At 56.1% G+C, this 19,589-nt stretch carries 17 protein-coding genes, 1 tRNA gene and 1 other RNA gene; 8 read left to right on the top strand and 11 right to left on the bottom strand.

Features of this window, described 5'->3' with window-relative positions:
- Nucleotides 1–92: 92 nt before the first annotated feature.
- Together Pan97_RS17750 and Pan97_RS17755 are read left to right on the top strand one after the other, a co-directional pair.
- The gene (locus Pan97_RS17750; protein WP_144974857.1) at nucleotides 93–998 is read left to right on the top strand and encodes a hypothetical protein; all 906 of its coding nucleotides are present in this window, start codon (nucleotides 93–95) and stop codon (nucleotides 996–998) included.
- Between the two features lie 97 nt (nucleotides 999–1,095).
- Nucleotides 1,096–2,067 (top strand): right-handed parallel beta-helix repeat-containing protein, encoded by a 972-nt coding sequence (locus tag Pan97_RS17755; protein ID WP_144974859.1) that lies wholly within the window; start codon nucleotides 1,096–1,098, stop codon nucleotides 2,065–2,067.
- On the opposite strand, the gene Pan97_RS17760 is transcribed toward Pan97_RS17755, so the two are convergent.
- Nucleotides 1,982–3,064, bottom strand: coding sequence for a lysylphosphatidylglycerol synthase transmembrane domain-containing protein (locus Pan97_RS17760; RefSeq protein WP_165698828.1), 1,083 nt, complete (start codon nucleotides 3,062–3,064; stop codon nucleotides 1,982–1,984). The two genes, Pan97_RS17755 and Pan97_RS17760, sit on opposite strands and share 86 nt — an antisense overlap.
- A gap of 233 nt (nucleotides 3,065–3,297) precedes the next feature.
- Here Pan97_RS17760 and Pan97_RS17765 point away from each other — a divergent pair.
- A tRNA-Ala gene (locus Pan97_RS17765) sits at nucleotides 3,298–3,370 on the top strand.
- Between the two features lie 240 nt (nucleotides 3,371–3,610).
- Here the strand turns inward: Pan97_RS17765 and Pan97_RS17770 are convergent.
- From Pan97_RS17770 to Pan97_RS17780, 3 genes are all read right to left on the bottom strand, one after another.
- Nucleotides 3,611–5,062 (bottom strand): ATP-dependent nuclease, encoded by a 1,452-nt coding sequence (locus Pan97_RS17770; RefSeq protein WP_144974863.1) that lies wholly within the window; start codon nucleotides 5,060–5,062, stop codon nucleotides 3,611–3,613.
- Nucleotides 5,028–6,155 carry an ISAs1 family transposase gene (locus Pan97_RS17775; protein WP_144970136.1) on the bottom strand — a complete coding sequence of 376 codons (1,128 nt, stop codon included), beginning with the start codon at nucleotides 6,153–6,155 and terminating at the stop codon, nucleotides 5,028–5,030. The genes Pan97_RS17770 and Pan97_RS17775 overlap by 35 nt, the downstream gene beginning before the upstream one ends.
- A 409-nt stretch (nucleotides 6,156–6,564) precedes the next feature.
- Nucleotides 6,565–6,816, bottom strand: coding sequence for a hypothetical protein (locus Pan97_RS17780; protein WP_144974865.1), 252 nt, complete (start codon nucleotides 6,814–6,816; stop codon nucleotides 6,565–6,567).
- Nucleotides 6,817–7,054: 238 nt separating this feature from the next.
- Between Pan97_RS17780 and Pan97_RS17785 the strand changes: the two genes are divergently transcribed.
- On the top strand, nucleotides 7,055–8,854 hold the full coding sequence (locus Pan97_RS17785) for a glycoside hydrolase family 2 TIM barrel-domain containing protein (RefSeq protein ID WP_144974867.1): 1,800 nt from the start codon (nucleotides 7,055–7,057) through the stop codon (nucleotides 8,852–8,854).
- 45 nt (nucleotides 8,855–8,899) lie between these two features.
- On the opposite strand, the gene Pan97_RS17790 is transcribed toward Pan97_RS17785, so the two are convergent.
- The 5 genes from Pan97_RS17790 to Pan97_RS17810 all read right to left on the bottom strand — a co-directional run bounded on the left by Pan97_RS17790 (nucleotide 8,900) and on the right by Pan97_RS17810 (nucleotide 14,619).
- Complete coding sequence (locus tag Pan97_RS17790) at nucleotides 8,900–10,036, bottom strand: RimK family alpha-L-glutamate ligase (protein ID WP_196782143.1); 1,137 nt, start codon at nucleotides 10,034–10,036, stop codon at nucleotides 8,900–8,902.
- A gap of 15 nt (nucleotides 10,037–10,051) precedes the next feature.
- Nucleotides 10,052–11,226, bottom strand: a protein-coding gene (locus tag Pan97_RS17795) for an IS3 family transposase (RefSeq protein ID WP_144970036.1) whose coding sequence is annotated in 2 segments (ribosomal slippage) — nucleotides 10,052–10,962 and nucleotides 10,962–11,226 — 1,176 coding nt in all. Because the reading frame shifts where the segments join, the coding sequence is not laid out codon by codon here.
- A 281-nt stretch (nucleotides 11,227–11,507) separates the two neighbouring features.
- A complete protein-coding gene (locus tag Pan97_RS17800) occupies nucleotides 11,508–12,041 on the bottom strand; it encodes an ATP-dependent zinc protease family protein (RefSeq protein WP_144974871.1) in 534 nt (177 codons plus the stop codon).
- An 89-nt stretch (nucleotides 12,042–12,130) separates the two neighbouring features.
- Entirely contained in the window at nucleotides 12,131–13,729 is a 1,599-nt protein-coding gene (locus Pan97_RS17805) for a M48 family metalloprotease (protein ID WP_144974873.1), read from the bottom strand.
- A 137-nt stretch (nucleotides 13,730–13,866) separates the two neighbouring features.
- Nucleotides 13,867–14,619, bottom strand: coding sequence for an NIPSNAP family protein (locus Pan97_RS17810; RefSeq protein WP_144974875.1), 753 nt, complete (start codon nucleotides 14,617–14,619; stop codon nucleotides 13,867–13,869).
- A 194-nt stretch (nucleotides 14,620–14,813) separates the two neighbouring features.
- Here Pan97_RS17810 and rnpB point away from each other — a divergent pair.
- An RNA gene (gene rnpB / locus Pan97_RS17815) (RNase P RNA component class A) lies at nucleotides 14,814–15,214 on the top strand.
- A 45-nt stretch (nucleotides 15,215–15,259) separates the two neighbouring features.
- Here the strand turns inward: rnpB and Pan97_RS17820 are convergent.
- Nucleotides 15,260–16,204: a TIGR01212 family radical SAM protein gene (locus Pan97_RS17820; protein ID WP_144974877.1), complete on the bottom strand. Its 945-nt coding sequence runs from the start codon at nucleotides 16,202–16,204 to the stop codon at nucleotides 15,260–15,262.
- 114 nt (nucleotides 16,205–16,318) lie between these two features.
- On the opposite strand from Pan97_RS17820, the gene Pan97_RS17825 reads away from it, so the two are divergent.
- The 3 genes from Pan97_RS17825 to Pan97_RS17835 all read left to right on the top strand — a co-directional run bounded on the left by Pan97_RS17825 (nucleotide 16,319) and on the right by Pan97_RS17835 (nucleotide 18,066).
- Nucleotides 16,319–16,735 carry an FHA domain-containing protein gene (locus Pan97_RS17825; RefSeq protein WP_144974879.1) on the top strand — a complete coding sequence of 139 codons (417 nt, stop codon included), beginning with the start codon at nucleotides 16,319–16,321 and terminating at the stop codon, nucleotides 16,733–16,735.
- A 155-nt stretch (nucleotides 16,736–16,890) separates the two neighbouring features.
- On the top strand, nucleotides 16,891–17,214 hold the full coding sequence (locus Pan97_RS17830) for a Dabb family protein (RefSeq protein WP_144974880.1): 324 nt from the start codon (nucleotides 16,891–16,893) through the stop codon (nucleotides 17,212–17,214).
- Between the two features lie 18 nt (nucleotides 17,215–17,232).
- Complete coding sequence (locus Pan97_RS17835; RefSeq protein ID WP_144974882.1) at nucleotides 17,233–18,066, top strand: DNA alkylation repair protein; 834 nt, start codon at nucleotides 17,233–17,235, stop codon at nucleotides 18,064–18,066.
- A 62-nt stretch (nucleotides 18,067–18,128) separates the two neighbouring features.
- Here the strand turns inward: Pan97_RS17835 and Pan97_RS17840 are convergent, their stop codons facing one another.
- Nucleotides 18,129–19,436: a leucine-rich repeat domain-containing protein gene (locus Pan97_RS17840; RefSeq protein ID WP_144974884.1), complete on the bottom strand. Its 1,308-nt coding sequence runs from the start codon at nucleotides 19,434–19,436 to the stop codon at nucleotides 18,129–18,131.
- Nucleotides 19,437–19,589: the final 153 nt, after the last annotated feature.

Genomic DNA, 19,589 nt, shown 5'->3' on the forward strand with positions numbered 1-19,589 from the left:
CTTCGTAATGTTGCCGCGCTCGGGATCCTCCCTTGTGGCTGCACGCCTCAGGGGTAGGACGTGTTCTCCCCCACTCGCCGAGGACTTTTCGCATGGTAAGAATGCTGGCTTTCAGCCTGATCGTAGCGATCGTGGTGTTGCCGCTTGTTGCCACGCATGTCCAGGCAGAGGGATTGCTTTCGTCGGCTGCCAGCGAAAGCCGGACTGACGATCCCGATCCGCCTAAAAGCGAAGAACCCAAGCGTCGAGACCGACATCATCAACACCACTGCGATGATGATGGCATCGGTGCAGCGGCCGGGGAACTCGCAGGGACCCTGCTGCTGTACGGAACGCTCGCCGCGGTGGATGCGATGATCCCCGACAAGCGAACGATCGTATGCGTAAACGAGTCAGGGCAGGAAGTCACGTACACCATTTATGGCCCGCCGGGCTATTTTTCGGACTACCCCTATCAGCATGAGTTCGGCTACATGTTGATGGGAGACGCGTGGGTCACCACCGGGAAGACGACGTCGATCCGTGGATCGGTCGAGTACGGCTCCGACTTCGGCGACCTGTCACGCGTCGGTACCAAGCTGCTGGTCGAAGGGACCAGTCGCTGGGGCATCGACATCCAGTGGGATGAGTACTTCGAGAACCTCCCCTCCGGCGGAACGGATCAACTGACGTTGGGCGACCTGAACTTTACGTTCCGGGTGCCGCAAGGATATCACAGCCAGTTTCGGTTCGGCCTGGGAACCAACTTGCTGGAAGATCGAAATGGTTCCGAGTTCGGGATCAATTTCACGACTGGGTACGACGTTTATCTCGGTAAGCCATGGATCTGGTCGACCGAGATGGACCTGGGCAAGGTGGGATCGGCGGACCTGTTTCGGATTCGCTCGACCCTCGGAGCACAGTGGAAACGGGTCGAAGTGTTCGCGGGGTATCAATACACCAACTTAGAGGGGATTGAGTTGGATGGATTTGTCTCGGGGATGCGTTTTTGGTTTTAAGTGCGATTGCCCTGTGGAAATCGCGCTGCAAGCACGGCATGATGGGGCGTGTAAAACTGCACCGAATTTGACGATTACATCGATTGAGTGGACATCCATGCGTTTTCTCGCATTCGCCCTAACCCTGATCCTTCTTGCTTCGACCGCTCGTGGCGCGGAGATCTACGTCGACAACGTGCGCGGCGACGATCGTAACCGTGGTAACGCCGCCGAGTTCTCGGAAGGGGAAAACGGTCCCATCGCTTCGATCACCAAGGCCCTGCGGATCGCGCGGAAAGGGGATCAGATCATCCTCTCCAACACCGGCGTTCCCTACCAGGAGTCGATCACGCTGCAAGGCGGAAACAACAGCGGTTGGGAGTTCGCACCTCTGATCATTGAAGGGAACGGAGCCATTCTCGACGGACGCGCCCCAGTGCCGGTCGACGGCTGGAAACACGTTCAAGGGGACGTCCACTGCTTCGCGCCAACGTACAAGAGCTACCAACAGCTTTACCTTGATGACCGCCCGGCCAAACGCGTGACCATCGAGGACATGAGCCAACTGGATAAGCTGCAGCCGCTCGAATGGTGCCTGACCGATGGCATGATCTTCTTCCGCACCGAAAAAGATCGCGGCCCAGGCAGTTATCGTTTGACCTTCACCGCGCGTCGCACCGGGATCACGCTGTACGAAGTCCGCAACGTGAAGATCCTGGACCTGACCGTCCAGGGCTTTCAGCTCGACGGCATCAACGTGCACAGCAATTGCTACGACATCGAACTGGGCGGCATCACTTCTCGCGGCAATGGCCGCAGCGGAGTTTCGGTCGGCGGGGCTTCCCGGGCCACACTCAACAAGTCGCTACTCGGGGATAATGGGGCGGCTCAGTTGCGTGGCGAAGGGTTCTCGAAGACGATCGTGATCGACTCGACCCTGCTGGAAAACACGGCTCCGGCCACCTCCCGCCAGGATGCCAAAATCACGATCGACGGCCAGGAAGTCAGCGATGCTCCGGCTGCTGAGACGGCTCAAGCGATTCGTCTTCTCCCTCGGCCAGATGCTCCAGCGTCTCCTCTTCAGCGCTAGCTTCGGCCATCGACTGATCGATCGACGCGCGATTGGTCCAATAGAATATTGCCCCGATAAACGCCAGCCCGATCGTCATCGCACGGAACCCCAAAGCGACGGTAATGCCGTTGGCTTTGCTCAGTTCTTCGGCCGGCACCGTCACGTAAAGTTCGGTGATCGCCAGCTCTAATGTTCCCATCCCGCCCGGCGAAAGGGGAATCGCCGCGAAGACCATCGCCAGCGGCGTGATGACCATCATCTCCAACAGGGACGGGTGCTGCTCGAACAATCCCGAGGCCAGGAAGTAGCCTGCCACCGAAAAGAACGAATGCACTCCCAGGCTCAACAGCCCAATATAGGCCAGGTACTTCGGGTGACGGCGATACATACCAACGGCCGTGAACATTCGCTTGAACGCGTGCCCTACCTTCGGCAGGCCTTCGAGCACCTCGCGAAACGATCCCTTGGCAAAGCCTGGCAGAAAAACAAGCGTCAGCCCGACCAGGCCGCCGACCGTCGCCCCGTGCACGACATACACCATCGTGCGAATCGCCGGCTGCGATCCTTCCAGGTCCAAACTCAATGCGGCAACCGACGTCACCACGAACAGGGCATACAGACCGACCAGGCGGTCCATGAAGATCGTCGAGACCGCCTCGACGCGTTTGGTCGGATTGTGCTTGGCCAGGACATACCCCTTGAACAGATCGCCCCCCACGCCCCCGAGCCCCACGAAGTTCAACATGTATCCCAGAAAGCCCAGCCGAAACGCCTCTTTGAGCGAGAACGGGATGCCCACCGAAATCACCAGCAGGTACCAGCGGACGAACGTGCACGCAAGAGCGAACAGGCCAAAGGCGAACGCAATGCCCACGCTGCCCCAGCGGGTCTTGCTGCTGAAGATCTGGCGAACCGATTCGACGTTGTCGGGGTCACTACCAATGGTCCACAACAGGTAGGCCAGAATGCCGGCCGGCACCAGGATTCTCAGGACGGTAATCAGATGCTTTTTCACGCGTGTCCTGTTATCCGTAAAGGCAGTGGTCGGCCCCTTAGCGGGGCGGATTCAGATCTTGAGTTCGGCGGAAATCGTATCGATAGTGTAACTTACAACCAAACCAGGGTGACCGGTTGTTGACACGCTGCGAGCAGATTGGTAATTTTAACCCTTTACCAAGCGGCATTTGTTGCCGACAAAGGTAAACGCAAGAGTCGTGGGGAATATTCCACCGACTTTTGTCCCAACTTGGGGGATTAGCTCAGCTGGGAGAGCGCTTGCATGGCATGCAAGAGGTCATCGGTTCGATCCCGTTATCCTCCACCTTGAAAAGCTCGCAGATCAGATTGATTTGCGAGCTTTTTTTGTGCGCTGACGTAGCAACGAAACCGGGAAAGCAATTCCGTAGGCTGGGTCGCGACCCAGCAGAAAAGAAACGGCGGCCAATATCTTGCCCGCACCATGAGCCAAGCCACTTACTTGGACCACCGATTGGAATCATTCCACGGATTGATATCGCTGGGTCTCGACCCAGCCTACGGCACTGCCCTGTCTTGCTTCGCACTACTGATTCTCTGCTGCAATGAAATCACAGATCTTCGAAGCAAGTTCATACGCATCACTACTCATGTCGTTCAGAGTGTTGATCTCGCAGAGAGCTTTTCGGCAAAACGGGACTTTCGCTTTGATTGTCCCAGATTTATCTTCATAGCTAGTCCCAAGCTTTCCGTACCGTTTTGAAGTTGTCATGTCGACAAGGATGTGTTTGTCGATGAATCTTCCGAGATACCGAGTTGCGTAATCAGATTGCTTAAATGGCTTCAGTTCAATCCCGTCGTCCTCGTAGCTTCGGATAACTGCCTCGATTACAGACGGTGTTAAAAGGTTTTCTGACTCGCGAACCTTGAGACGCACAAATCGATCTCCAAGTTTCTCCGCTAACTTGTCATGCCGATCATCTTTTCCTTCGTCTTTGTCGGAAATCAGGATTAGTTTCGCGCATAGTCGTTCGACATCAATTCCATCTTCATCCAGAAATGACCAATGCGTAATATTGCCACCACCATATTCGACAAATGAGTAGTGAAGGTTCTCTATGTAGTTGAAGCCCTGTTTTTTTAACAACAACTCAACGTATTTGCTGAAATAAAGTCGATCTGTGATCCCCTCGACCCAAATTGTGCAATTTGAGAACATTACTGACGATGGGCGAACGCCGAGATGCTTGAGCAATTCGTAATCCCCTGAAGATGCGTTATCAACGAAGAACCGTGGGTCATGTTCGAGACCGTCGTCAACGGAAACGAGCTTGCTGCAGCGAAAGATTGAGCAGTCATTTTCCGAGATCGTAATATCGAGAAACTGACTGGAGTGAGTGGTTACAAATACATAGAGTTGCCGATCTGGCTCATTGAGTATCGCATCGATCAAGACACGCTGATAACCCGGGTGAAGAAACAAGTCGGGTTCTTCAATAAAGAGAAAAAGAGGTGTGTCTCGGTGTTCAAAGATCGGCAATGTCAGAATAATTAGCTGCTGGAGCCCATCACCCAGCGATTGGACTGGTCGTTCCTTCTCGTTTCCGACTTTGATATTTACTGTATCGTGGTCTCGTCGCGGAATGAGCGCGACTGGAGCGTTTTGGAAGAAGGTCTGAGATAAATACTCTTGATACTCTCGGATGAACTCACGGTCCTGCAAACTTCCCAGCAAGCGATCGGTTAGGACATCGTAAAAGTCCAGCCCTGTGATAATAGTACTCCCACTATTTTGTTTTCGTGCATTCTCGATTGTTTCTTCTTGTATATGGCTTTGTTTGTTCCTCCCTTTAACATAATCCATCCATGTTCGGTCAAAATATGCGAACTTGTTGTCGCTGGACCTAGATTGATCCACGCCGAGACGCATGCCGCGAAGAGTCGGAATATATATGAACTTCGCCAGCCGAAAGGGTGGTGGGGCACGGCGATTGCACCATAACTCACCGTCCCAGCAGGACTTCCATGCGGTAGTCATCGCCCCAGCCGCATTTTAATCGTTTGTTCTTCACGCCGACCTTGGCTGTCTTGTTGTTCTTCAGCAGGCTCAGGCTCGTCCTTCGTAGCAGGCTAAAGTTGGCGTCGGCGTGCCCTTTGCGGATGCGAGATTGATCTTCACCGAACGTCACGTCCAGTTGCCAGTGCAGGCTGTTTTCAATGCCCCAATGACCGCGAACGGCCTCGGCGAAACGCTTGCCGGAAAGGTACTTGCTCAGGATATAGTATCGCACCTCGCTCGTCTCGTTCCCGCCTTGCTTCACGATATTGATCGTCATCCCGATCGCCCTCAAGTTCGACCAACGATCTCGTGTGATGATCTCGTCGTTCACAGGGCAGATATAATAGGAACGCGACTCCTCGCGACCATGCCCTTTCTCGTGCGTTTCGTGACGGTGTACTTTGGCTCGCTTGAAATTGCTTTCCTGCTGCGCGACAAAAAAATCTTCGATCGAATCGTGGAGGGTCGGCTGATTGCGCTTCACGGCCAGGCAATAATCGGCTCCCTGGTCGACGATCTTCTGAGCGATGTCCTGTTGGCAACCTTGAGCGTCAATCGTCACTAAACTGCCGGAAACCTCGACGATTTCAAGCAGTTTGGGAATGGCGGTGATCTCGTTGCTCTTCGCGTCGGTTACTACCTGGCCGAGACTCACATGATTGGCAGTCGCCCAGGCACTGACCATGTGAATGGCCGCCTTGCTGCTGGCCTTGTCGAAACTCCGCCGCAGCGTCTTGCCGTCAATCGCGATGATCTGCCCGTCGGTGATTTCGTGTAAGGCGGTGATCCAAGTCAGCAAACACTTCTCAAACTCAGCCGGATTCAGCGAAGCCAAGATCGCATTAAAGCGATCGTGCGAAGGGATGCCGGAACTCAAATCAAGGAACTTACCCAGCCACTCCTTCTTCATCTCGGCCCAGTCGGCGATAGCCACAAAATCATCCGCCCCACTCATCACCGCACACAGCGCGATGGTCACGATATTCGTTAACGGATAAGTCACCTTGCGAGTCCGCGGATCGGTCAGATCGGCAAAGCACTCTTGAAGGGAAACAGGCGAACGTGACGACATGAGAAAGGCACCTGAGAACACCGGATCAGGCCGCGACAACCTCCGTCACAAAATCGCCTGACCGCCATTGCCTCAGTGTCGCAGATAACCCATCATGGCGCAATCGCCGTGGGTGGTACTGGCAAAGGGTACAAACCTCCGTGTGTCACTGGCCTCTGGCCAGTGCAATGCGGCCTCCATGCTTAATCGATGTCACCTGAAGATCAGCAACGGCAATACTAATCCGGTGAAGAGACTCGATCTTATGCCGTTACGCTCACGTCATCTCTGCCCTTTTTGCCCCTAAGTTTAAACTGAAGTTTTGACTAGCTACCGGGTACCTGCTTCGCATTGGCCGGAGGCCAGTGGCACACCCCAGTGAGTCGTTTGAACGCGGTTCTATGCGTCGCTAACAAATTGGAATCCTCATTCAAGAATTCTCCAATTCCCATTTCTTCTTCGCGAAATAGATCGCCACCGCGGCCTCGATCGCTTCGGCGATCGCAATCGCGGGGCAAAGCCAGTGCGCGTTGGCTAACACCCAGTTGTCCGATCCCATGAATGCCAGGCCTACGATACCCAGTAGTATCCACACAATGAATAAGCCTATCTGCATCGCCATGTACGTCGGGTAACGGAAATTGAAAATAAGATACTTAACTCGCATCTCCGAGTAGTCCATGGAGTGCCTCTGTGGTTTTCAATGGATGGATGGGATGAGCTTGAATCTAACATGAAACGGGGCGGCCGTCGAAAATAGAACGCTCGGTCGCGACCCGGCCGCATCACCCCCGAAATGGGCCGAAATCGGCCCGTTTCTTGACATAGGAAAGCAGCCCTAGCGAGAATAACTCGACACGTCTCGTCCCGTCCCAGGCCGTCTGTTCTGGGGCTTTCGTTTTCGCGGAAGGCAAGTTTTGATGAAGTGGTTTTGGACTCTCTCGTTCCTTCTGGCTTGCACGGCAACGCATCGCTTGATCGCCGCCGAGGTGAAGATCGCCGAAACCGACCGTGGCTTTCAGCTTCTGGTCGATCAAAAGCCGTTTGCCATCAAGGGGGCCGGTGGGGATGGGGACAAAGAGCTACTTGCGGCATCGGGCGCGAACGCGTTTCGTACCTGGGGCATCGGCGACGATACCAAAGAGCGGTTGGACGAGGCCCAGAAACATGGGCTTAAGGTGGCCCTGGGAATCTGGCTGGGGCATGCCCGACATGGCTTTAACTATGACGACCCGGCCCAGGTAGCCAAACAGCTGGCCGACGCGAAAGCGGCCGTTTTAAAGTTCAAAGACCATCCGGCCGTCTTGCTATGGGGTGTCGGCAACGAGATGGAAGGCTTCGAAGCCACGACCGATCCGAAAGTCTGGCAGGCCGTGAATGACGTCGCCAGGATGATCGGCGAGGTCGACCCGCACCATCCCACGATGACCGTGATCGCCGAGATCGGCGGCGACAAGCTCCCTTCGATCCAGAAGTATTGCCCCGACGTCGACGTCGTCGGGATCAACAGCTACGGCGGCGTGCAATCGATTCCCGAGCGGTTCGCCAACGCGGGACTCGACAAGCCGTATATCGTGACCGAATTCGGCCCGCCTGGTACGTGGGAGATTCAGAACAACGAGTGGGGCGTTCCGCTGGAGCTGACCAGTACCGAGAAAGCCAGCATCTACCAGGCTGCCTACCAAAAGCTGGCCGCCGATCCCCATTGCCTCGGATCGTTCGCGTTCACGTGGGGCTTTAAACAGGAAGCCACCGCCACGTGGTTTGGGATGTTCCTGCCGGACGGAACGAAAGTAGCCGCCGTCGACGCCATGACCGAGGCCTGGTCCGGCAAGCCGCCAGAGAATCTGTGTCCGCGGATCGATCTTCTGGAAGTCGTGGACAAGCCGATCGTCGAGCCCAACATGCCCATCGAGGCCCGCTTGAAGGTTGTCGATCCGGAAGGAAAGCAGCCGCAAGTGAAATGGGTGTTGTTCCGCGAGATGGAAGAGTTCAACACGATGGGGGACTATCGCCCGCCGCCACCCACGTTCCCCGAAGCGATCACCAAGGCCGGCCCAACCGGCGTGACCGTGAAGATGCCGCAAGTTCCCGGCAACTACCGACTGTTCGCATACGTTCACGATGGCGATGGAGGGGGCGCGGTCGCGAACGTGCCGCTGAAAGTCGCCGGTGAGGTATCGATGGAAGCCCTGGCCCGCGGACGCAAGGTTCCCGTTCCCTTCACCGTTTATGCCGACGACATGAACGGTTCCCCCTATGCGGCCTCAGGCTACATGGGAGAATCTGCCGCGATAAAGTTGAACGAGAAATCGACGACCGAGCCGCACTCCGGCAAAACGTGCCTTGAAGTGATCTACGATAAAGCGGACGGCTGGGGTGGCGTGGTCTGGCAAAGTCCGGCCAATGATTGGGGAGATCGCCCTGGTGGGTTCGACCTGAGTGCCGCTGATACGCTGCAAATCTGGGCCCGCGGAGAGCATGGGGGCGAACGGGTCAAATTCGGCTTCGGATTGATCGATCGCGACAAGCCGTTCTACGATACCGCCAAAGGCGAGATCGAAGTCACGCTGACAAGCCAGTGGCAACGTTTCAAAATCCCACTCGTTCGCCACAACGCCGGAAGAATCAAGACAGGCTTCTACTGGACCCTCGGGGGACAAGGCAAGCCGGTGACGTTCTATCTGGACGATATCGCTTTCATCAAGTCGGACGAATAAGCCTGACTTGCCAAGCGACTGTTGGCACTGGCGGAACGCTTCGACCTAGCCCCCTTCCAGCGCCGCCTTGGAAAGCTTCTTCACCTTCGGGCGTCGCTGCTTGATAATCTTTTCGGGGATCAGCCCGCGCATCGCATCGAGCTTGCCGAAGCACAGCAGGCGGTCGCCTGGTTCCAGGACTCGTTTCAGGCGGGGGTTGGGGATCACCGACGTGCCGCGGTAGAGGGTTAGCACGTTGATGTCATGGTCGGGCAAGCCCGACTCGTCGATCGACTTGCCGCAGTATTCCGAGCCTTCGGGAATGTGAATCTCGGTCACGCCGTAGCCGCGGCTGACGGTCAGGCGTTGGCGGATGTCGATCTCGGGGAAATCGACCTGGGCGGCGATGTAATCGACGATCGCTCCGGCAATGTCGAGCTTCGTGCAGCGTTCGATCCCTTCCAGCCCGGGCGATGAGTTCACTTCCATCACCTGGGGGCCGGAATCACTTTCCAGCATGTCGACGCCTGCGATCCGCAAGCCCATGATCTGGGCGGCGCGGACAGCCGTTTCGCGATACTTTTCGTCCAGCTCGACCGCCTCGGTCAGGCCGCCGCGGTGAACGTTGCTGCGAAATTCGCTTCCCTGGGCAATCCGCCGCATGGCAGCCACGACCTGATCGCCGACGACGAACGCACGCACGTCACGGCCACGGCTTTCCTTGACGAACTTCTGCACCAGCACGTTTTGCCGCGTGCTGTGCAGCGTCTCGATGATCGCCTCGGCAATCTTCACCGAGTCAGCCAGAATCACGCCGACCCCCTGGGTTCCTTCAATCAGCTTGATTACCACTGGTGCCCCGCCCACACGTTCGATCGCAGGCAGAATGTCCGCCCGGTCGCGGACGAAGGTCGTTTGTGGAATGCCAATGTGATGGCGGCTAAGGATCTGCAGGCTCCGCAGCTTGTCACGCGAGTTGGTAATCCCCCACGAACTGTTGGCTGGGAAGACGTCCATTTGCTCGAACTGCCGCACGACGGCCGTGCCGAAGTAAGTAATGGAAGCGCCGATCCGGGGCAGGACCGCATCGTACGAGCTGAGCTGTTTCGAGCGGAAGTAGAGGTCCGGCTCTCCCTTTTCGAGATCGATGGCGAATTTCAGCGTGTTGAGGACTTTGGCCTCGTGACCATGACCTGCCCCCACGAATGAAACCAGTCTTTAAGTTGTAGTCTTCAAGGATTCTTCCAGGGGAAGGTGCTGGAGCGTAGCGGAAGCAGCTTCCCCTGGAAGAATTGCCTCCGGTGCCGGTGGACGGTACCCCAGCGAACTGTGCGGGCGTACCGTGTTGTACTCGACTCGCCACCGTTCGATCAACACTTTTGCCTCCAGCAGCGTGTCGAAGATCTCTCGATCGAGTAGTTCATCTCGCAGCTTCCCGTTGAAGGATTCGATGTAGCCATTCTCCCACGGGCTGCCAGGTTCGATGTACAGGGTGTTCACCTCGACTCGCTCCAGCCAGTCACGGACCTTAGTGGCGGTGAACTCTGAGCCGTTGTCGCTGCGAATGAAGTCTGGCACGCCACGGCGAACGAACAGGTCGCTAAGACGCTCCAAGACATCCTCGCTGGTCAGTTGACGAGCCACATCGATCGCCAAGCACTCGCGAGTATACTCGTTGATCAGCGTCAGCATACGGAAGGCTCGACCATCGTGCGTTCGGTGATGCACGAAGTCATAGCTCCAGACCTCATCACGATGACTCGGCCGCAGGCGAACGCACGAACCATCATTAAGCCACAGGCGACGTCGTTTCGGCTGCCTTTTTGGTACTTTCAAGCCCTCGCGACGCCATAAGCGTTCGATGCGTTTATGGTTCACCTGCCAACCTTTCCGGCGTAACATCTCAGTGATTCGCCGATAGCCATAACGGCCATACTGTTCAGCAAGTTCAATCATCTCCCGGACCAGGCGAGGCTCGTCGTCGGGGACCCAGCGAACACGGCGCTGAGTGGAACGAGGCTGTCCCAGCACCCGGCAGGCCCTCCGTTCTGATACTCGCTCGCGTCCCAAAGTATCTCGCACGTGCTCGACGATTCGCCGTCGCTTGTCCGGGCTCAGAAGTTTCCCGAAGCGGCTTCCTTCAGGATCGCCTTGTCGAGTTCGGCATCAGCCAGCAGTCGCTTCAGGCGAGCATTCTCCTTCTCGAGCTCTTTCAAACGCTTGGCCTGATCGGTACGAACACCGCCGTACTCCTTCCGCCAGCGATAGTAAGTCTGCTCCGTGACGCCGATCGCCTTGCAGGCCTGGGCAATCGTCTTGTCCTGAGAGAGAAGCACCTCCGCTTCGCGGAGATGCTGGATGATCTGCTCAGGCGTGAATCTTCTTCTAGGCATAAGAAATCTCCCTTCAAATGGGCATGCATTCAGCAAAAACTAATTTACCGAATGGATGCGGTTGAAGGGGGCAGGTCAACCACGCTCGACGGCGGCTTCACGCAAGCGGCGCGTGCTGTAACAAAACCGGTTACAGGAAAGAATTCCTAACTTCATTGCGTCGCGATTCCATCTCGAGGGGAGTTTAGTTTTGGGCCACCCCTGGGGGCGACTCGACGCCGGGAAAGTAGATCCCCTTGAACGTCATCGTAAAGACATTTTGACGTGAGGCAACCGAAATGCTAGGTGGCATCGTGCTCGGTTTTAAGCGAGGGGCGTTTTACCGCCGTAGAGTTGGGATTGGCACTTCGCTTCCCCTTAAGTCGCTTCGGCACGCCGGACAAGTAAGAAGCCCCTGAGTCGACCAGCATGCGGCCGCGAATCGCCTCACGCCCCAGCAGCATGCGAAAGCCCATCGAATCGCGATTGGCCAATGTCAGCTCAATTTCGCACAATTGGCCAAGAATCTCGACCTTCGTCAGAATGACTGGCCGTTTGGTGACCTGCCCATTGGAACTGCGAACCTTGCGAAACTCAAGCACCTGGCTTTCGGCGATGACCTTCTCGGCGGTGCTTCGTTGGCGCGTGTGCACTTTGAACAGCACCCACTGCTGTCCGTCCCGTTCTTCATACTTCAAGTCGTACGCATGCAGGGAAGACGATCGGGCACCGGTATCGATCTTGGCTTTGATCTTGGCGATCCCGAGTTGTGGAAGTTGAACCCACTCGCGCCACCCGATGATGGGCAGCTTGACCGGTTGTGCTTTCGAAGGCATGCCTGACTCGTGGAAGAGATCTCAGTCGACAATCAAGAGGAACGCTTCAAGCAACCTCAAACTGATACGATTGTAGGCCACACGGAGGACTAATAGTAGTCGGGTTCATTCCACGGCCGAACGGTGCCCACCCCAATTCGATACCGCATAAGCACGCTCTGCGTATCTTGCAAATTCGTCCGTTTCACGCTGCGTCTGAGGTACTGACAATACAGGTCCCACGTGACGTTCTTGGCCATCGTCTCGAAGTCGGCGAATAGTTTCGTGGCGTCGTCCTCCAAGGTAAAAATGCCGGGAGCGTTCTCGCGTTGCGCGTTTTGAAAACGAGCCGCTTCGCAAGGATGCGAATCGAACAGACCGCTTTTGCCAGACTTGATGTCGCGGTGGATCTGCTCTTTGATGGCGTCCGACATGCTCGCGATATGATGGCGTACCAAAAGTGCCACATCGTCAATCAAAATATCGCGTTCGGCTAACTGCGAAATCTGCGACTGGGCGTGCAGCCAGGCATAGCTGGCAAGCTGAATACGCCAGCTGGTTTCGGCGAACTCGTTACTTCCGGCAACGCGGGCCTCGTACCGGTCGGCGTCGTATTCCATCTCACGCAGCAGGAAACCGCCCACCAACAGGCCGATGTTCATCAGCATTCGCAACAACTGCCGAGACAGCCACACGCACGATCGGGCCGGCCAGGTGATGACCGATAGCGGAAGGAACTCGGGCCCGCACAGCATGTCCAGGCACTTGTCCCATTCGTCGCGCTGAAAGACAACGCGGGCAAACCATTCACTGATCGAACGGATGATGTAGGTCAGCCGCATGCCGGTCCCTTGGCTGAAGTGACCGAACTCATGCGCGAGCACGCCAGCGAACTGCCGCATCGTCAGCGAGCCCACCAACGGAACGCCAATGGTAAGTACCAAGTCGTTTCCGTTGAGGATGCTTCCCAGCCCGTGCCGAAAACTGGCCGACGCGTTCACGTCGTACGTGATGTCGATCCGTGAGGGAAACGGCGCACCGACCACGTCGCACACGCGCGAGACGAACGCGAACAACATCGGATCGCTTTGCGAAGTGATGCTTCGCGTGCGAGCCACATTCGCGGGTCGTGCCAGAATCGGCTTGAGGAGAAAGAAGACCACGACGGTACTAATCGTACCGATCGTCGTTCCCACAAAGTAAGGAAGCGGCCCGACCATGCCTGGGAAGAGTAAGTATTGCCCTTGGGAAAAGTACCAATAGGTCGCGTAGCAAATACTGCCGATAAACGTGAAATAGACCATCGGCAGCGTTATCATCACCAGGGCGACGATCGCCACGCCTAGTTTGTAGGTCCACGTCGGCTTGGTCTTCTCGACGGGCGGGCCGAACGCCTTAAGAATTCGCAGACCATCTTCCGGAAAGTTGGGGACCCTGAGAGGCGAACACTTTTCAAAGTGCTCGGCTCGTTGGGAGGGGAGACGTAACTTGCCTTGCGGAGTCGACTTCCACGTCTCGGTCGACGTCGCTTCGCTCAACGGATCTCCCTGGTGCTGCGTGGCACCTGCGTGATCGCTCACGGACTGGGAAGGAGGAGACGGAACGACGATTTCTTCCAGACAGCGGGGACACTTTTGGCGGCTCCCTGCGGCGGATACCGAAATCGTCAGCTTTTGATGGCAATGACGGCAGCGAAATCCTATCTTCATCTGCTCGTGAACCTTCGCTTGTGGTAGCCAGACAGTGTCCGACAATCCCGGAGAAAAGACGCTACTGGTTTAATTCTGCCTGAGTTCAGGACTTCTGACACCCCCTTTCCCTACATCCTGGGGGAGTGTTTACCATCTTATTTCATCGGCGAGTAATCGACCGGGCGCAGGATCTGGCGATCGACTTTGATGACGATCTTTCCGTCCTTAGTCGACTGCTCCCACAATTGTTGCCACTCTTGATCGTTGCGAAAACCGTCCCAGGCCTTCTTCATGGCCGCTTCGTCCTTATGGGCCACGACGTAAATCAATGTATTCGGCATTTCGACCGGGGTGAAATAAGCCACGTTGGTCATGCCCTGTTTTTCAAACAACTTCAATTCACCATCACGAAACCGCTGCAACAGAGCCGGCAAACGGCCCTCCGCCGTGGTATACGTACGCAGTTCGAACAGCCGTGGTTGTTCGGCCGACTCGAAATCTTGTGGCGAGAAGTCGGTCGGCTCCATGTAGATGGCATCGGGACGCTTGGCCAGGATTTTGCCATCCTTTTCCGATTCGGCGGCAACCTTCTTCCACTCAGGATCATCCAGGAACCCCTTCCAGCTCTTCTTGGCGGCTTCCTCGTTTTCATGCGAAATGATGTAAACCAGCGTGTTATCGGCTCGTTCCCCATCGGTGGGCACCCAGTAAACGTGGTTCTGCATACCCTGCTTTTCAAACAGTTCCATCGTGTGATCGCGGAACCGGGCATGCAGGTTTTCCAGCTTCCCTTCGTTGGTGGTATAGGTACGAAGCTCGTACACACGCTGTTGGGCATCGGCGGAAGAAATAAAGACGACGGCAAGCAACAGACTAGCCAGCCCAAACGATTGGTGGATCGCGCGCATCGTGCAACTGTCCCGAGAAAAGGAGGAGTGTGAGGAGGGTCCGAGACCTTTATTCTAATGAAGTCGGAACATCTTTTCGCGGGTAATTTTCGTAGATGGGCGAACTTTTTCCCGTTACTTACGTCGTAAAGTGGTCGCTTTGGGTACAGGTACGTGGCCAATTTGAGGTCGCTGACCTATGCTAAGCGTTGACCCAAGTGGATCAGATAGTCGCCGGCTGACGACATTTTTGCCGCCAGCGGGAGGAAAGTCCGGGCTCCATAGGACAGGGTGGTCGATAACGTCGACCGGTCGTGAGATCAGGGAAAGTGCCGCAGAAAAGATACCGCCTAAGTCCCCTCGGGGAACGGTAAGGGTGAAATGGTGCGGTAAGAGCGCACCAGCAGCCGAGGTGACTCAGCTGGCTTGGTAAACCCCACCCGGAGCAAGGCAAACAGGCGGAAAACGCGCTGCTCGCAGCGTGGCACGGGCTCGTCCGGCCCGTCATCTACCGCCGGGTACGCTGCTAGAGACGTGGAGCAATTCACGCCGTAGAGGAATGACTATCCCTGCACTCGCTGCAGGACAGAACCCGGCTTACCGATCCACTCGGGTCTTTTTATGCGCGATGCCTCGCGAAGCGGGATAAGTACCACACCACTTAATCGCACAGCTTTCCTTGCCACGTATCGCGGCGGACCAGTTCGTCATCGATGGCCCGCAGAACGGCCGACTTATCCAGGCACCAGCTTGGCCCGACGAAGTAATCCGGCGGGGCGTCTCCGATGGTTCGCTCTACAAGCACATTGGCGGGAATTCGTTCCAGGAAATCGACCAGCGTGGTGATGTAGTCTTGCCGCTCCATTAGCGTCACTTCGCCGGAAGCGACCTGGTCGGCCATCTTGGTGTTCTTCACGCAGTACAGATTGTGGATCTTCACGGCATCGATATCGAGCCGAGCGACCTCCGCGGCGGTTGCCATCATGTCGTCATGCGACTCGTGCGGCAGCCCCAGAATGACGTGCAGGCAGATCTCGAAACCACGTCCCCGGCTGCGCTCGATCGCGTCGACGGTCGCGTCGTGATGGTGCCCGCGGTTCATCCAATCGAGCGAACGATCATGGATCGTCTGCATGCCGTATTCGACGGTCAGATAGGTTCGCCCAGCGAACTCTTCCAACAAGTCCATCACGTCGGGCTCGACGCAGTCGGGCCGCGTCCCGATACTTAGGCCAACCACTTTCTCGTGATCGATGGCCTGTTCGTAGAGCGGTCGCAACCGATCGACGGCCGCATACGTGTTGGTGGCTGGCTGGAAGTAGGCGATGAACTTGTCGACCTTGTACCGCCGCTTGAGGCGAGTCATGCCATTGGCCAGTTGATCGGTAATGTCGCGGATCGGCTCGCGGCGACTTGGGCTGAAGCTGCGATTGTCGCAGAACGTGCACCCCCCTTTAGCGACCGTGCCGTCGACATTGGGGCAAGTAAACTTCGCGTCGAGGCTTACCTTCTGAATGCGCTCGCCAAATCGCTGCCGAAGATACCAACTGTAGGCATAGTAACGAAGCCCCGCCTCGCGCCACCCGTGCTGAACCGTCGTGGACAAATCAAACCTTGTTGATGAATATTGACTCGTGTTAAGGAATTGATAAAGTGAGAGATGGCCATTCTTATCGATTTTAGGCTTATCATCTAGCCACAACCGGAACGAGGCACTTGAATGTCCCAGAAATTTGGGGAGCTAATCCCCGTTGGCGGGGGAGATCCGATTCCTCTGCTGAAGAAGACGCTTTTAGTTGGTCGCCGCGAGTCGAACGACGTCGTCCTGCGATTCGCCAACGTCTCGAGTAATCACTGCCAGCTCTACATCAAACAGGGATATTGGTTCGTCGAAGATCAAAACAGTCGCAACGGAACGAAAGTCAACGGCAAGCGCGTTCGCGACACCGACAAACGTATCGATCCAGGCAACACGATCTCGATCGCCAAGCACGAATACGAACTGCATTACGATCCGATCGAACTCGGCGCAACCGGGCCACCACCGGCCGAAGTGAACGTTGCCGAAGAGATCCTCGGCAAGTCGCTCTTGGAACGTGCCGGCATCGGTACTTCACGCCGTCGCGGGGAAGACTAAGTCTGGTGCGACATGCCTTTAGCAAAATTACCCAGGCCGTGGTTTTTACCGCGGCCTTTTTCATGCGCCTGCGTTGTGATGGGGCAAGCGGCTAGGTACATTGCACTGCTTCACCCAACCCCTTAGTTGTTCGCTTTAGAAGACGATTGACTGCCATGGAAAACTTGAAGCAGATCGCCCACAACGTTTACTTCACCCTGAAAGACAAATCGCCTGAGGCTCAAGAGAAGCTGATCGCCGCTTGCAAAAAGTACCTTACTGGTCATCCTGGTACGCTTTATTTCGGCGCCGGTATTTTGACCGACGAACTGAATCGCCCGGTGAACGACCGTGAATTCCAAGTGGCCCTGCACGTGATCTTCGATTGCCTCGAATCGCAGAATGCCTACCAGGTTGCCGAGCGTCACCTGCAGTTCATCGAAGAGAACAAAGAGAACTGGGAAAAGGTTCGCGTCTTCGATTCAACCGTCGGTAGCTAACCCCCAAGAGGCCAAGCGATGGCGGACCTCGAAGGTCTCAAAGCCCGCAAAGGGGCCGTTCGACGGAGCGAGATTCCGTCGAACGTTCTGACGGCGCTCAACCGTGGCCAGATCGAAACGGTCAATCTGGTTGAGTTTCTCGCCGTCGATCACGCCAAGCTGTTTCGCCATACCAAATCGCATCTCTCGCTCGATGAGAAGTCGGCGAAACAAATCGCTTCCACGATCAAGAAGCTATCCGGCGAAGGGGTAATGCAGCGGCTGGCGGACACCGGCCAGGCATTTCACCACGTGCTGGAAGGGTACGACAACCGGGAAGCGGTCTACCAGCAGCTTGCCTCGCATCCTAGCGATATCCTTCGCAACTGGGCTGCTTACATGGATGCCGCCAACGTGAAGTTAACCTTCGCCCAGCGGCTGAAACGGGCTAAACCGTTTGCCACCGACGCTAATATGGGCGTGCGAGAAATTGCCTGGATGTGCGTGCGCGTGCCAGCTGCCGACGCGATCGTTTCCCAGATTGAAAAGCTGCACCCGTTTGCGCGGCATAAGAACCATCTCATGCGGCGATTCGCGATCGAACTATCTCGGCCGTGCGGCGTGTGGACCAGACACATTACCACACTGAAAGAACGCCCGGAGATCGCCGAGCCGCTGCTGGAGCTTTGCCGCGAAGACGAAACCAAGTACGTCCAAGATTCGGTCGCCAACTGGCTGAACGATGCCAGCAAGACGCGGCCTGACTTTGTGGAAAGCCTTTGTGATCGTTGGCTCTCCGAGACCAACTCGAAGCACACCCAGCGGATCGCCCACCGAGCCCTGCGGACGCTGCGAAAGAAAGCGGAACCTTAGCGCATGAAAAAGCCCCCGCGGATCGTTCGCGGAGGCTTCTTTCCATTGGGAAAGTCAGCAGCTTAGAAGCTCACTTCCAGCTTCGGATTGGCTTCCTTCAGCTTTTCGACGCCGTCGTCGTAGATCTGCGTGAAGTTCAGCGTCAGCTTCTTCAAGTTGGTCAGCGAATTGAGGACAGGAATCGATTCGTCCGAGATCGAACTGTTCTCTTTCAGCGACAAGCTGGTCAGCGAAGTCATCCCTTCCAGGTGCTTCACGCCGGCATCGCTCAGGGCACAATTCTGCAGGTCCAGTTCTTTCAAGTTCTTCAGCTTGCTGATCGGTGCCAGGCCGTCATCGGTGATGAAAGTATTCCACAGATTGAGCGACTCGAGCGTTTCAAACGTGGCCACCACGGCGACGCCGTCGTCGACGAACGGGGTTTCGCTCACGTCTAACTCCTTCAGCTTGGTCATCCCTTTGAGCTTATCCATCTGTTCGCCGCGGACCGGCGATTGGCGGAACTTCAGGTCTTCCATCTCCTTCATATCGGTCAGGTACTGCATGCCGTCGTCAGTCACCTTGGTGCGGAACAGGTGCAGTTTCTTCAGTTTGACGCAATCCTTGATGTGCGCCAGGCCTTCGTTCGAGCAGGCCACTTCGTTCAGTTCCAGCGTTTCCAGGTTCTTCATGCCCGCCAGGTAAGACATCCCCTTGTCAGTGATCTTCTTGTCACGCAGATTCAGGAAACGCATCTTGGTCAGGTCGGCCAGGTAGGCCACCCCTTCGTCGCTGATCAAAGCACCTTCAGTTCGCAGCACTTCCAAACCCTTCATCTTGCCGACCGACTTCATCCCTTCGTCGTCGATGTTGCAGTAACGAAAGTCGAGATAACGTACCTTGGGGAATTCAGTCGCGATGATTTCCAACGCCTTGTTGGAAATATTGGTACGCCGCAGGCCGAACGCCGAGAGGTTCTTCGAGTTGGTCAAATTGGAAATGCCGGCATCCTCGATCACGCAGTTGGAAAAATCCACGTCGCGAAGCTCGGTCAGCTCTTTCATGAAAACAGTGACGTCGTCGGTGATTTCAGCGCCATAAAACTTGACTACCTGAAGCTGCTTCAGCTTCGAGATCGGCTCGAACACGTCGTCGTTCTCGACCACCACGGCTGAAAAGTCGGCACGAATTACGTTCCCGTTGCCATCCTTGGTGAGCTTGCCACCCAGCGCTTCCAGTGCCGCGACCGCTTCCGGATCGTCCGCTGCTGGCTTGGGTGCTGCGGCTGCTCCGCCATTGCCGTTAGGTGCTTCGGTCGGAGTGCTCGTCGGACATCCGACACAAAGCGGGAGAGCAACGAGAACAATACCGAGAATCCAAAAACGATTCATGGACAACAACTTCCTTATGTCTATGGCGGGGACGAACGGAGGATAGGTAATCCGTTTAGGCTACAGCACACCGCAAAGATTCGCAACCAACGAAACAGGGCCCTCGGCAAACATCGCCCAGGGCCCTATCCGGAATCTCAATAAACTTGTTGC

Origin of the sequence: Bremerella volcania, assembly GCF_007748115.1 — a bacterium.
In the GTDB taxonomy this organism is placed as follows: domain Bacteria; phylum Planctomycetota; class Planctomycetia; order Pirellulales; family Pirellulaceae; genus Bremerella; species Bremerella volcania.